Genomic DNA, 13,367 nt, shown 5'->3' with positions numbered 1-13,367 from the left:
GGACATGACTGTTGACGATAGCGCAATCAAAATAGACGTTAAAACGCAGTATTTAGACCAACAATCCTCTCCCAAAGAAGATCGATACCTTTTTAGTTACACCATCACCATCATTAACCTAAGCGACGAACCAGTCACGCTTGAGACTCGCCATTGGTTAATTACCGATGCCAACGGCAAGATTAATGAAGTCCAAGGTGAGGGCGTGGTCGGCGAAACACCTCACATTAAACCGAATGAAGCATATCAATATACCAGCGGTACAGTACTTGAAACCTCCGTCGGTGTGATGCAAGGTAAGTATCAGATGAAGACCGATAGTGGTCGAAAGTTTTACGCTATGGTGGCACCGTTTCGCCTTGCAGTACCCGGAATTATTCATTAGGAGTTGTTTTGGCTAACTATTTTGTTGGTGACATTCAAGGATGTTTTAACGAGTTACGGTTACTGCTAGACCGCGTCAGTTTCAATCCCTCTAAAGATGTATTGTGGGCGGTGGGCGATTTGGTGGCGCGCGGCCCAGATTCTTTGGCTACGCTGCGATTTTTTGAATCGCTTGATAATGCGGGGCGCGTGGTGCTGGGTAATCACGACCTCAACCTGTTAAGCGTACATGCCGGTATTCGTCGCGCCAAAAGTGGCGATAAGCTGACAAGATTACTGGAATCTAAAGACATCAATAAACTGATCGATTGGCTTAGACAACAGCCGCTGTTACACGAATTACCTGCGCATAATCTGGTCATGACCCATGCTGGCATTCCGCCGCAATGGGATATTGCCACCGCGCGCGCTGAAGCCGCAGCTGTATCGGCAGCGTTGCAGCAGCCGGACTATGTTGAAGCGATTCTGCAAAAAATGTACACCAATACCCCCGAAGGCTGGGACCCAGCGTTATCCGGCTTTGCGCGCCTCAGATACTGTATTAATGCGCTAACCCGTATGCGTTATCTGTTTGCAGATGGCCAACTGGATTTTGAATGTAAGTTGCCACCAGCGCGAGGGCGTAATCCTGAATTGACGCCATGGTACGACGTGCCAGCGCGCTCATCGGGGACCTTAAAAGTGTTTGGTCATTGGGCTGCACTGATGGGGCAGCGTACCAATCCAGAGATTCTGCCATTGGATACCGGCTGTTGCTGGGGTGAGTTTATGACCATGTGGCACCTAGAAGCTAACCAGTTCATTACCCAAGCGGCACTCAAATAGCTAAAAACCTGCGTTCGCGCGGTGACCTACTAAACTTTGTCCATACTCAGGTTGAGAAAACCGAACGAGCGACAAAGATAGGCGGAGCCGCATATGAAGCTGAATGTATCAACTCGCGTAATTGCAGGTTTTACGCTGCTGACACTGTTGTTGCTAGTGATGGGCAGTGTCAGCTGGTTAGCCAATCAAGAATTAAAGCGAGCCACTCAAGTTACCCACGGGCTCAGTATTCCTGCCCTCAATGCTACTAATCGGCTTTCAGAAGCGCTGACCGAACAGCAACGTATGCTGCTTATCGGCTATCACAACGATAGTATTTCGGCAATGGCCGATATTGCGAGCCGATTCTCCGAGCAGCAACAATTTTTTGCCAAGCAACTGACTAACCTCAAAACCTTAGTGCAACAGCGGCAGGACATTTTGCAGTTGGCGGATCTACTGCAGCAGCGCTACCAACAATTTAGCTTGGCAGCGGCAGGAATGATTGAAGACAAGGCCAACGGTTTGCAGATGTTAGAAACACTCACTAAGCGCCGAAATGCATTTGAGCGCCAACTTGATGACAGCGGCGTCGTGCTGCTTGAGTTGATGGATCTCGACATGAGCGACGATGCCAATCAGCAGCAAATCGCCAGTATTGCTACCACGCTTGATCAGCGCCTGACCAACACCGTAAGCAGCATTTATGACTTGGTTGCAACGGGCGAACAAGGCACTTTTGATCTTATCGCGCAGGAGCTGAGTTTTATTGTGCAAGAAGCAAACAATAAGCTGGCAGAGATAACTAGACTCGGCAAAGCGAGTCTAGATGAGCAGCAACTCAGCGCCTTAAAGCAAAACACTGACAAGTTATTGCAGCAATTGGTTGGGCCTGACTCCATTGTTGCGGCTAAACGGCAGCAACTGGTGCTTACGCAGCGCTTAGCTGAGATGCTTGGCCAAACCGATAATCTCAAATCCGATACTTTGACCGCAATGAAAAACCTCTCCAACGCGATTGAGGGACTGACGCAAGAACTTAATCAGCAAACCCTGGCACAAATTGAAGGGGCACAAACCAATACGATTGCCGTAGCGGTACTCGCAATTGTGGTTGCGATTGGGATTTCCATTGCTGTTGTTAAACCGTTAAAAAGTGCCTTAAGTCGAATTAACAAGGCGTTGAGCGTGGTGGCCTCGGGCAATCTCACCCACAGATTGGATGATAGCAGCAATGATGAGTTGGCGGATGTTGCTAAAAACTGCAACACCTTAATTGAAAACTTGCGGCTATTGATTACCGGCATTTTATCTCGCGCCAATCAGCTCAGTAGTGCAGCGGAGCAAACTTCGGCAGTAATGTCGGCATCGCTAAGCAGTATTCAGCAGCAACAAGCGCAGGTGGATCAAGTGGCCACTGCAACCAACGAATTGGACTCCAGTGCCCAGCAAGTGTCACATAGTGCTGATCACGCCTTGGTTCAAATCAGTCAAGCGGATGAAGAAACCCACAAAATGCGTGCCATCGCCGATGAAAATCGACGCACCATCGAGCAACTGGCGACAGAAGTGGTTAAGGCCAGTGAAGTGATCAATCAACTACATCATGATACCGGGGCCATCGGCTCGATTTTGGACGTGATCCGCGGGGTTGCTGAGCAAACCAATCTACTGGCATTAAATGCTGCCATTGAAGCTGCTCGCGCGGGTGAACAAGGGCGCGGCTTTGCCGTGGTGGCAGATGAGGTACGCAATCTTGCATCACGAACAGAGCAATCAACCCGTGAAATACAACAGATGATTGAGGTGTTGCAGCAAGGCGCGAAACACGCGGTGGCCACAATGGAAAAGGGGCAGCAACAAGCGCAATTGTGTGTGCAAAAAACCGAGTTAGCTGATCTTGCTCTCCAAGCGATTGCCAGCGCGGTGCAGCAGGCGCATGAAGCGGGCTCGCAAATTGCTAATGCGACTCAAGAGCAGACCGATGTCAGCCGCCAAGTGGCCGAGATGTTAGCTCACATTGCAACCCTATCGGATAAAACGTCAAGTGGTGCCAATAAGACCGCCGAATCCAGCTACCAAGTGGCAAAATTGGCTGAAGAGCTACAGCTATCGGTGAAAGAGTTTTGGGTTTAGCTATGGCGTGCTGAAGGTTCACAAGCACTAAAAATAACGAGAGCAGATGGTTTAGATCTGCTCTCGAAATAGACTTGCTTGTGAAGGTTAGTGTTGCTCTGGGTTACACATGCACATCTATGTTGTTACCAAGATTGCCTTCGGGTGCTGGTGCCACAGTTTGCGTGGGAGCCGCGGCACTGATGAGATTCATTATTATCTCACCCTGCGCTTGGGTCTGCTCCTTCGCCAGTTGGGCGACTCTAACGCCGACATCTAACTTAAGTTGTGCAGGTTGTAACGCTACTGGTGTCGACATCGTGTTCCCCGTGTTAAGTCTTCATGACCTAATTATCGGCTATGCTGCGCGTTTCTGCAGAATTTTTCTTGTAATCACAATCACAGTGGTGATGATGATTGCGCCAAAAATTAGCCCAATGGCAACGGTAACACTTTGTAATGCCGCTGGATTCATCGCTAATGTGCCCCCCAAACCTAACATCATAATGCCTGACATTAATTTCAGAGTTTGGCCTTCTTTCTCGGTCAATTTACGTTTGCCCAAGGTCATCGAGAACGCCACCACAATCACAATCAGCGGGATCACGTAAACCACGTTGTAGTACACCAGATACATCATCCGCTCAAACGTCGGTAGATTATGCATCGATAGCACACTGGTGTAGATCATCGGGAACCCGGCGGTACACAGCAATTCATAAGCGTTCGCCAAAATCGCCAGTACTGTGGTGCCGAGGATCATCGCTGATAAGCTTGAAGCGCTAGACAACTTGCCCATGCGTTTAATTAAGCTGGTGCGGTTTTCCGCAGTCATCGACAAACTCACTTCGCCTTTAGTGAAAAAGTACTCCTTCACGTTGATAGCGCCTGCCACCAGTGCCAGTAGCCCTGCAACTAAAATGATAATGCCCCCATCGCTGCTTGCGCCTAACAGCTCAAAAATATTCAGCCAAGCGGTCATAAACAGGAAGTAGATAAAGCCGGAGAAAAACACGAAGATGCCGCCAACCAGCAGCATACGGCTGCGGCTTTTCGCATTCACCATAATCGATAGCAAGAACAGTAATACGAAGAAGGCACAGGGGTTGAATGCATCCGCACCGGCTAACACTAAGGTAAGAATCGGCAATGAAATGCTGTCAGGGTTTACTTTACCAATTAATGGTAATTCAACCGGTTGTACTTCTGGCTCATCTGCACCAATGGCACAAGCACCATCACCACTGTCACTGCTACAGGTGGAAAACAGGCTTTCACCTTCGGCAGGCTCAGCAATCGGTGCAGCGGCAACGGTATCACTGCCGGGCATCTCCTCAGTGGGCAATTGGCCACCGTTTTCGAGATAGCAGCGCTTCAGTCGATTTAACAGAAATTGGCCAGTCACTTCATGGCTAGAGTAACCAATGATGGTTTTACCGCAGGCAGATAAAAATGGTACAGAACGGCTAGGACTGTTGGTCGCTTCCGCCAATTGTTGCCACATTTCGGCGGTGCCTTCATCACCGACACGATAGCTGTGCAGTTCTATCCATGGGTATTTTTCGGCTAAAGAATCGATAAATGGATGAGCTTCTTTACAATGTGGGCAGGTCTTTGACCAGACGAAATACAGTGGAATTTTTAGCTCTCCTTGAGCGTCCACTTTATGCCATGCAACAGTTTCAGGGGCGGCCATCACACTGGTAATCGCCGCCATCATTAAAGTTAGTCCCAGCACTAGCTTTTTCAGCATAAAACAACCCTTTCTACGTCGGTTTCGTCGTCCAATGTCCTCGCTCGACGAAATGGTTTAGTGATTATCGAATTTCAGCCACGTCAGAAAGCAGTGGTGATCATCTATTGCACTTACTTAGCTGCATTCTGCGTGGTTGCCGGTCTAATGTCTGTGACTTTGTAGGTATTTTGTATGTTTACCTTCTAAACTTAGGAATAGTTAACTTACCTGTGATTGACCGCAGCTGCTAAATCTTCAAGGAGTCTTCATGCGCACTACATTGAAAGTTCGCCTGTTAGCTGCCAGTACATTATCGGTGTTGTTTACCGTGATTTTGCTGGTGGGAATGTCGTCCTACTTCATTCGAACCAATGCCATGAATAGCACTGAGCGAGAAGTGCGCGAATTGATTAATACCTTTTCTAGCGGGGTGGGGCAGTGGATGTTAGACCGTGAAAATGCGGTCAAATCACTGGCGCAAACACTAGAAAAACAGCAAGGACAAGATGTCACGCCTTACTTGATGGAGATGCATCAAGCCATGATTTTCGGGCTGACTTACTATGGTGACGAGCAGGGCAATATGTACCGCCAAGATCCTAGCCTACATGTCGCGGGTTACGATCCGCGCATTCGGCCCTGGTACAAAGGCGCCAAAGAAACCCGCGCCGTGTTCATCTCATCTCCTTATGTGAGTGCCACAATGAAACAGCTGGTGGTGACTATCTCCAATCCGGTGATGGTCAATGGGCAATTTGTCGGAGCCGCCGCAGCGAACCTGACTATTGAAGAACTCACTAACTCAGTGCGCAAACTCAAATTGCCGGGCGATGGCTATGGCGTGTTATTAGAGCGGAATGGCTTGGTGATCAGTCACCCCAATGATGCGTTAAATGGCAAAGCGATTACCGACCATGAACCGCATTTCAGCGCCAGTTGGCTCAGCCAGCGGGCAGCTTCGGATCATCTTGAGGAGTTTAATCTCAAAGGCACCGATAGCTTGCTCTATGTGCAAAATGTGCCCAATACCGATTGGGCGCTGATGTTTGTGTTGGACAAGAGCAGCATCATGTCTACGGCGACCTCATTAGCGTGGATGATGTCGATGGTGGGCGTGGCCTTCCTACTCGTGCTGGGCGTAGTGCTATTCCTAGTATTTAAGGCTCAGTTCCGCGATTTAGAGCGAGTATCTCAAGCGCTCAATGATATCTCGCAAGGGGCGGGTGACCTCACCGTTCGGATTGATATTAAAAAAGACTATGATGAAATCGGGGTGCTCGCTGGCGGCTTTAACCGCTTTGTTGAGCACTTGCACGGCATGATCAGTCGTATGGGGCAGATTTCAGAGCAGTTAGGTAACCAATCACAAGATACCCGTCGCTCTGCGGAACAAAACAATCAAAGCATTGCGATTCAGCAAGATGAAATCACAATGGTGGCCACCGCGGTGACCGAGATGGCGAGTGCCACCGCAGAGATCGCCAGCAATGCAGAGTTAACCGCACAAACTGCGCAAGATGCGGTGTCCTTAGCCGTTGATGGCCAGCAACAAGTGGTAAAAAGTCAGCAATCAATTCATGGGTTGGCCAAAGAAGTTGAAAATGCTAGCCAAATCATCGGTGAACTGAATAACCACTCGCAAAAGATCAACAGTATTTTGTTGACCATCAGTGGCATTGCCGAACAAACCAACTTGTTAGCTTTAAATGCGGCAATTGAGGCGGCACGCGCCGGTGAACAAGGCCGAGGCTTCGCTGTAGTGGCGGATGAGGTGCGAGTGCTGTCGCAGCGTACCCATGCGTCAACCCAAGAAATTCAGGCCATGATTGAAACCCTGCAGCAAACCGCATCAAAAGCAGTCGCCTCGATGGCGCACAGTCACCACATGGCGGAAACCAGTGTGCAAGATGCCGAATCTGCCAGCAGTAGTTTAGAGCAGATTAACAACGCGATTCATCATATCTCTGAAATGGCAAGCCAGATTGCTACTGCAGCAGAAGAGCAAACCTCGGTTACCAGTGAGATTAGCCGTAACTCTGAATCGATTCGTGAAGTGTCGATGACTTTGTCCGATGAATCGGTGGTCGCCACTGAAAAAGCGCAGCAGCTGTCGAGTTTGGCTGAGTCGTTGCAAAAAGAGGTGGGGCGGTTCCGCTTATAATCAGAGAAATACAACATCCCAGTCCTCAGTTTGGTTTGTCATCCAACTAGGGCTGGGATTTTGTTATTAGTGATTAATCACTTGCTGTGGTGCTTCACCAGAGAGCGAACACCATACAATATCTACTTGGCGTTGTTCCATTGGTGCTGCCGTTTTAATGCGGGTGACAATCGGCGTTGTCAGCTTAGATTTAGCTAAATACTGCTTTACCCGCTCGATACGGCGATTCGCCAACCACATATTGTATTGCTGTAGTTTCTTATCAGCTGCCACCGGAAACAGGTTGAACTCTAATACTAAATAGCCATTCCCTTTATCATGCGTCGCCTTAGAAATCTCATCGAGCTTATTTGATGCTTGGGCGTTGAAATAGGAGCTATTGGATGGATATTCGACCTGTCCGAGTTGCTGCTGGTCACTACATGACGCCATCACTGATTTAGAAAACAACAGTATCAATACTGTACTAAGTGCGATAGCACGCATCACTTGCCCTCCTTGCAAATACGAAGACCTAGATTGCCGCTGGTGGATGAAATTAGAACATTTACAATTGAAAAGCAAACTATTCCAAATAAAAATTGAAACTGTTTAGTTTATAAAAAACAATAAATTAGATGGTTTTTTGACGGGTGGTGTTGCGGTGTTGAAATTCCGTAATGCGCCAAAATTATGACCAACATAATGGAAAATTATATTGGTCATTCATTAGCTTAGAGTGAATTACCGTTGACGCTGAGCGCAACGTCAACATTGCCTGATATTGCGTTTAAATGGGGGCAGACTTGGTGGGCGTGGCGTACTCATTGTTCTGCTGCTTCGTCGGGCAAATCCAGCGTTACGGCTAGGGCGGCGGTGAGGCCAAAACTACCACCTCGTTGCTGAGCATACCGATAGTGCAAGTGACAGTAGCCTTTGCCAACGGCAGATTTGTTTATTGGCTAAAAACAATAAAGCGTTGGAAAAGCAGGCGGCATAACCTGCGGAAAATAACTGTTGTGGATTAGTAGTGTTGCCACTGCCTCCCACCTGTTTCGGGTAGAAAAGCGCGACAGCTAACAGTTTATCATCGGTTTCAACCTAACCTTGACGTCCGACACTCGCAGTGGCTGAGATTAGGTACAGCATAAATGATACTCCGATGTTGATGGCTTAATTTTATATTGTGATGAATTAAATTGTGAGCAATGTTAATTCGAGTTCTAGGCGGAATGTAAGTATATTGTGCGCAATTTAATTGTGTTTTGGTGTTACTTCGATGTCGCAAATGTCAGTGGAACAGCTTCTTTGCATCGATAATCAGGTGTGTTTTTCGCTCTATCGCGCTGCTAATGCCATGGTGCGCGCATATCGTCCCTTGTTAGATTCACTGGATCTCACCTATCCCCAATATTTGGCGATGCTGGTGCTGTGGCAAAACGATGGTGCCAGCGTCAAATATCTCGGTGAAAAACTGCATCTGGACTCGGGTACCCTAACGCCATTACTCAAGCGCTTAGAAGCCAAAGGACTGCTCAAGCGTGGCCGTAGTGAGCAGGATGAACGTGTGCGCGTCATTGAGTTGACTGATGCAGGTCTCATATTAAAGCAGCAAGCTGCGGCCGTGCCTGAACAGATGTTCTGCCAACTTGGCGTTGAGCTAACCCTGTTAGCTGAACTCAAACGCTTGTGCGATCAAGTGACCGACAGCTTATTTGAATCAGCATAATCTCAGATTGTCGCGTGAAGCTCCGCTGGTAAGGCTTCCAAGAGGTGATTTTCCGCGGCAAACAGGGTACATTTGCCGCCACTTAGCGCTTTACCGCGCCAAGCCCCATTGAGTTAAAAGGTGTATTGCGTGAACAACCCATCCCCGTGCCAATTTTTCCAACAAGGCAAATGCCAATCTTGTCAGCGCATTGAGATGCCGTTAGCCGAACAGCTGCAGCACAAACAACAACAGCTACAACAACTGTTGACTCCGTTTGCAATCAGTGAATGGCTTGCGCCCGTTGCTGGGCCTGAGTTAGCGTTTCGTAACAAAGCGAAAATGGTGGCGTTGGGCGCGGCACATCAGCCGATTTTAGGGATTGTCAGCCCCAGTGGTGAAGCGGTAAGTCTAGTCCATTGCCCACTTTACCCAGCATCGATGCAATCCTTGCTGGCACGGTTGGAACCCTTTATTCAACATGCGGGAATTCCGCCATATCGTGTCGACAAAGCCAAAGGCGAACTTAAGTTTATTCTGTTAACCCAAGCGCACTGCAGCGGCGAGTTCATGCTGCGCTTTGTGTTGCGTTCAGAACAGGCAATTCCTCGCATCGAGCGTGAGTTACCCGCATTGCTGGCGGAGTTTCCTAAGATCAAATTGGTGACAGCCAATATCCAGCCTGTGCATATGGCACGTTTGGAAGGTGAGCAGGAGATCTGGCTGCATGGCGAGCCGCGCCTGCGCGAAGTGTTTAACGACATTCCGCTCTATATTCGCCCGAAAAGCTTTTTTCAGACCAACCCTGAAGTGGCGGCACAACTGTATGCGGCCGCCAAAGCATGGTTAGCCCCGTTGAAGCTAACTCGCTTATGGGATCTATTTTGCGGGGTAGGAGGCTTTGGATTGCACTGCGCCGATAAAACCACTCAACTGACCGGCATTGAAATTGAGCCAGAAGCCATCGCATGTGCCAGACTCTCTGCCGAAGAGCTTGGGCTTGAACAGGTTGAGTTTAACGCCTTAGATTCGACCAGCTTTGCGGATGAACAGTCTGCTGGGCAAGTGCCGGATCTGGTTATTGTGAATCCACCTCGGCGGGGCTTAGGCCAAGCGTTAAGCATTGCTCTCAACCAGTTTGCCCCCAACTACATTCTGTATTCCAGTTGTAATCCTCAAACTCTTGCGGCAGATTTGGGCCATTTGCAGGGCTATGCAACGCTAAGGGCGCAGCTGTTTGATATGTTTCCGCACACAGACCATTACGAAGTTTTAGTACTGCTACAAAGAAAATCTGGTTAAATTATGTGCTTAGCAAATTTTTAGAATGAAAACTGCTAATCGCCCACAAATTTAACATTTTCTGTGTTATTGAAACTAAAGTTTGCTTAATTTCACTAAAATGTTGGTTTTTGTGACAAGTTCCAGTTTGAGTAATCAAGTTTCACACTATAATTAGAAATATCTAATCGTGTAGTTGAGACTCTCCTATGAATAACTTGGGCATTCGCACCAAAATCATGATTTTGGCGCTTCTACCTTTGATAATCGTTACTATCGTGACCTCGCTGTTTGCTCGTCAAATGGAGTTGCAAACGCTCGACAACTCAGTGGCTGATTTTCGTGCCAAGTTGATTAAAGAGCGTCGACAAGAGTTAGTGCATGTCACCCAAATTGCTAAACAGATTGTGGTGTTCCAGCAACAGCAAGGTGGTGATTTTAAAGCTGCGCTGCGTGATGCTAAGTTCGGTGATTCAGGCTATTTCTACATGTATGACGGCCAAGGCCGTAACATTTTTCACGGTCTATCACCTAAGCTAGAAGGCACAGAGCAGATCAACATGACCGATCCGAAAGGGATCAAGATTGTCCAAGGTCTGTTAAAAAGCGCCAACCAGCAAGATGGTTTTTTGACATTCTATTACCAAAAGCCCGGCAGCACTGAGCTGATTGAAAAATTGGGCTACGTCCAACCTGTTCCTGGTACCGATTGGATTATTGGTACTGGCGCTTATTACGATGATATCGATGAAGCGGTCGGCATCTACCGTCAATCGGCGCAAAGCGAAATGAGCAGCAAGTTGTGGGTGATTTCGATTTCTACCTTGGTGTTAGTGCTGCTGACCGCCGTTATCATCACAGTGTTCAGTAACCGCATGGTGAAGCCACTGAACAACATGTTGGATAACCTGAATGATATCGCGCAAGGCGAAGGTGACTTGACCCGCCGTGTACCGGTGACGGGATCCGATGAAATTGCCGCATTGGGCAGTGCGTTTAACCGTTTTGTGGACAAGCTGCAGCGAATTATTCGTGACGTTACTGACGCCACCAATGATGTGGTGAAGGCATCTCATGAAATACAAACCCAAAACCAGTTGATTGCGCGTCAGTTGGCCAGTCATAACCACGAGACGGAGCAAGTGGTGACTGCGATTACCGAAATGTCGTCTACGGCACACGAGGTGGCTGCAAATACTAACCAAGTGGCTGATTCGACACAGGATGCTTCTGCTGAAGTGGCCAAAGCGCAAGGGTGTGTCGATGATTCATTAACGCAAGTCTCGGCGCTGATGGGCGAAATCAATAACGCCGCATCGCACATTCAGAAGTTACATGAGCAATCGCAGAAAATTAACAGCGTGTTGTCTGTGATTGGTGGCATTGCTGAGCAAACTAACTTGTTGGCATTGAACGCGGCAATTGAAGCGGCTCGAGCCGGTGAGCAAGGCCGTGGCTTTGCGGTGGTGGCCGATGAAGTGCGTAATCTCGCCAGCCGTACTCAAGCCAGCACCCTTGAAATCAATGAGATGCTCAATGAACTACACAGTTTGGTGACCAGCGCTGTAACGGCGATGGAGCAAAGCCAAGAAAACTGTAAACGCAGTGTGTCGGCTTCACGTTTGATTTCCGACAGTTTGGGCGCAGTAACCTCATCTGTGACCAGCATTAATGATATGAGTACCCAAATTGCGACAGCAGCCACAGAGCAGAGCTCTGTGACGGAAGAAATCAACCGGAATGTCTATGCAATTCAAGAGATTGTGAATGCGTTGATGGCAACCAGCCAGTCTGCTGCGGATGTCAGTAAACAGGTCAGCGCGAGCGGTGATAAGTTGGGCGCCTTGGTGAATCAGTTCCGCGTCTAATCATCGATTAGATTAATATAGCGGCGCCTTCGGGCGCCGTTTTTGTTATTTGTGGGTCGAGTTTCAACTTCAGCGCTAAAAAGCTTTGTTGCTTTTGCTGCAATTTGCCATTTTTTCGATTTAAATTTCGCCGCAGCATAGGTTTTGACACGCCTTTGAGTTAAAATCCCGCGTTTGCAAATTTCCGTTAGTAACATTCCAATCGAGTAATTGAAATCACATGTTTGAAGTGAATCCAGTCAAAAACAAAATCAAGGAGCTGTCAGAGCGTACAGAACTCCTGAGGGGGTATCTTTGACTATGACGCCAAGAAAGAGCGTCTAGAAGAAGTTGTCAGGGAGCTCGAAGGCTCCGAAGTTTGGAATAACCCTGAACGCGCCCAGTCGCTCGGTAAAGAGCGGGTTGCCCTTGAAACTGTCGTTGAAACTATTGATGACTTAACCTCTGGTCTCGAAGACGTCGAAGGTTTGTTAGAACTGGCCGTTGAAGAAGAAGATGAAGATACTTTTAACGAAACCAGCAGTGAACTGAACGAACTAGAACAGCGTTTGGCTGAGCTCGAGTTCCGCCGTATGTTCTCTGGTGATAGTGACGCGTCTGATTGTTACCTTGATATTCAATCTGGTTCTGGTGGCACTGAAGCCCAAGACTGGGCCAACATGGTACTGCGTATGTACCTGCGTTGGGGTGAAGATCACGGCTATAGTCCTGAACTCATTGAAGTTTCAGACGGTGATGTGGCCGGTATCAAGAGTGCCACAATCAAGTTCACCGGTGAATATGCCTATGGCTGGTTGCGTACTGAAACTGGTGTACATCGTTTAGTGCGTAAGTCACCGTTTGACTCAGGTGGTCGTCGCCATACATCGTTCTGCTCTGTGTTCGTTTACCCTGAAATTGACGATTCTATCGACATCGATATCAATCCTGCCGATCTACGTATCGACGTTTATCGTGCTTCAGGTGCAGGTGGTCAGCACGTTAACCGTACTGAATCTGCTGTACGTATTACTCACGTGCCCACCAATACCGTGGTGCAATGTCAGAACGATCGCTCACAGCATAAAAACAAAGATACTGCGATGAAGCAGTTGAAAGCTAAGCTGTACGAGTTGGAATTGAAGAAGCAAAATGCCGAGAAGCAGGCCGCCGAAGACCTGAAGTCTGATATCGGTTGGGGCAGCCAGATCCGCTCTTACGTGCTGGATGACTCGCGCATCAAAGATTTACGTACCAGTGTTGAAACCCGCAACACACAAGCCGTACTAGACGGCGATTTAGACAAGTTTATTGAAGCCAGCCTTAAATCAGGGCTGTAACAGAGAAGACGCT

At 48.2% G+C, this 13,367-nt stretch carries 11 protein-coding genes and 1 pseudogene; 8 read left to right on the top strand and 4 right to left on the bottom strand.

What is annotated here, in order from left to right:
* Positions 1-4 precede the first annotated feature (4 nt).
* From apaG to JYB87_RS14970, 3 genes are all read left to right on the top strand, one after another.
* Positions 5-385 (top strand): Co2+/Mg2+ efflux protein ApaG, encoded by a 381-nt coding sequence (gene apaG / locus JYB87_RS14980; RefSeq protein ID WP_207354263.1) that lies wholly within the window; start codon positions 5-7, stop codon positions 383-385.
* An 8-nt stretch (positions 386-393) separates the two neighbouring features.
* Positions 394-1,209 (top strand): symmetrical bis(5'-nucleosyl)-tetraphosphatase, encoded by an 816-nt coding sequence (locus tag JYB87_RS14975; protein ID WP_207354262.1) that lies wholly within the window; start codon positions 394-396, stop codon positions 1,207-1,209.
* A 93-nt stretch (positions 1,210-1,302) separates the two neighbouring features.
* Positions 1,303-3,324 carry a methyl-accepting chemotaxis protein gene (locus tag JYB87_RS14970; RefSeq protein ID WP_207354261.1) on the top strand — a complete coding sequence of 674 codons (2,022 nt, stop codon included), beginning with the start codon at positions 1,303-1,305 and terminating at the stop codon, positions 3,322-3,324.
* Between the two features lie 103 nt (positions 3,325-3,427).
* Here the strand turns inward: JYB87_RS14970 and JYB87_RS14965 are convergent, their stop codons facing one another.
* Positions 3,428-3,622, bottom strand: coding sequence for a putative motility protein (locus JYB87_RS14965; RefSeq protein WP_207354260.1), 195 nt, complete (start codon positions 3,620-3,622; stop codon positions 3,428-3,430).
* Positions 3,623-3,661: 39 nt separating this feature from the next.
* The gene (locus JYB87_RS14960; protein WP_207354259.1) at positions 3,662-5,056 is read right to left on the bottom strand and encodes a thioredoxin domain-containing protein; all 1,395 of its coding nucleotides are present in this window, start codon (positions 5,054-5,056) and stop codon (positions 3,662-3,664) included.
* Positions 5,057-5,306: 250 nt separating this feature from the next.
* Here JYB87_RS14960 and JYB87_RS14955 point away from each other — a divergent pair, with 250 nt between their 5' ends.
* Positions 5,307-7,199 carry a methyl-accepting chemotaxis protein gene (locus JYB87_RS14955; RefSeq protein ID WP_207354258.1) on the top strand — a complete coding sequence of 631 codons (1,893 nt, stop codon included), beginning with the start codon at positions 5,307-5,309 and terminating at the stop codon, positions 7,197-7,199.
* Between the two features lie 66 nt (positions 7,200-7,265).
* Here the strand turns inward: JYB87_RS14955 and JYB87_RS14950 are convergent, their stop codons facing one another.
* A complete protein-coding gene (locus JYB87_RS14950) occupies positions 7,266-7,688 on the bottom strand; it encodes a hypothetical protein (RefSeq protein WP_207354257.1) in 423 nt (140 codons plus the stop codon).
* 224 nt (positions 7,689-7,912) lie between these two features.
* Positions 7,913-8,327 (bottom strand): annotated as a pseudogene (locus JYB87_RS18760) (Ohr family peroxiredoxin).
* Positions 8,328-8,457: 130 nt separating this feature from the next.
* On the opposite strand from JYB87_RS18760, the gene JYB87_RS14945 reads away from it, so the two are divergent.
* The 4 genes from JYB87_RS14945 to prfB all read left to right on the top strand — a co-directional run bounded on the left by JYB87_RS14945 (position 8,458) and on the right by prfB (position 13,354).
* Entirely contained in the window at positions 8,458-8,907 is a 450-nt protein-coding gene (locus JYB87_RS14945) for a MarR family winged helix-turn-helix transcriptional regulator (protein WP_207354256.1), read from the top strand.
* A gap of 129 nt (positions 8,908-9,036) precedes the next feature.
* Positions 9,037-10,188: a 23S rRNA (uracil(747)-C(5))-methyltransferase RlmC gene (gene rlmC / locus JYB87_RS14940; RefSeq protein WP_207354255.1), complete on the top strand. Its 1,152-nt coding sequence runs from the start codon at positions 9,037-9,039 to the stop codon at positions 10,186-10,188.
* A 188-nt stretch (positions 10,189-10,376) separates the two neighbouring features.
* Positions 10,377-12,035, top strand: coding sequence for a methyl-accepting chemotaxis protein (locus JYB87_RS14935; protein WP_207354254.1), 1,659 nt, complete (start codon positions 10,377-10,379; stop codon positions 12,033-12,035).
* 220 nt (positions 12,036-12,255) lie between these two features.
* A protein-coding gene (gene prfB / locus JYB87_RS14930; RefSeq protein ID WP_207354253.1) for a peptide chain release factor 2 occupies positions 12,256-13,354 on the top strand; the annotation gives its coding sequence in 2 pieces (ribosomal slippage) (positions 12,256-12,330 and positions 12,332-13,354; 1,098 coding nt in all).
* Positions 13,355-13,367: the final 13 nt, after the last annotated feature.

The sequence above is a fragment of the Shewanella avicenniae genome, from assembly GCF_017354945.1.
Lineage (GTDB): Bacteria > Pseudomonadota > Gammaproteobacteria > Enterobacterales > Shewanellaceae > Shewanella > Shewanella avicenniae.
Note: the sequence above shows the minus strand (reverse complement) of the source record. Positions and strands in the feature narration are given on the sequence as shown.

Bases quoted from the DNA above. Each gene is read 5' to 3' on its own strand.
- JYB87_RS14970 (WP_207354261.1), top strand. From the start codon at position 1,303: ATGAAGCTGAATGTATCAACTCGCGTAATTGCAGGTTTTACGCTGCTG.
- JYB87_RS14955 (WP_207354258.1), top strand. From the start codon at position 5,307: ATGCGCACTACATTGAAAGTTCGCCTGTTAGCTGCCAGTACATTATCG.
- JYB87_RS14945 (WP_207354256.1), top strand. From the start codon at position 8,458: ATGTCGCAAATGTCAGTGGAACAGCTTCTTTGCATCGATAATCAGGTG.
- JYB87_RS14935 (WP_207354254.1), top strand. From the start codon at position 10,377: ATGAATAACTTGGGCATTCGCACCAAAATCATGATTTTGGCGCTTCTA.
- JYB87_RS14960 (WP_207354259.1), bottom strand. From the start codon at position 5,056: ATGCTGAAAAAGCTAGTGCTGGGACTAACTTTAATGATGGCGGCGATT.
- apaG (WP_207354263.1), top strand. From the start codon at position 5: ATGACTGTTGACGATAGCGCAATCAAAATAGACGTTAAAACGCAGTAT.
- JYB87_RS14965 (WP_207354260.1), bottom strand. From the start codon at position 3,622: ATGTCGACACCAGTAGCGTTACAACCTGCACAACTTAAGTTAGATGTC.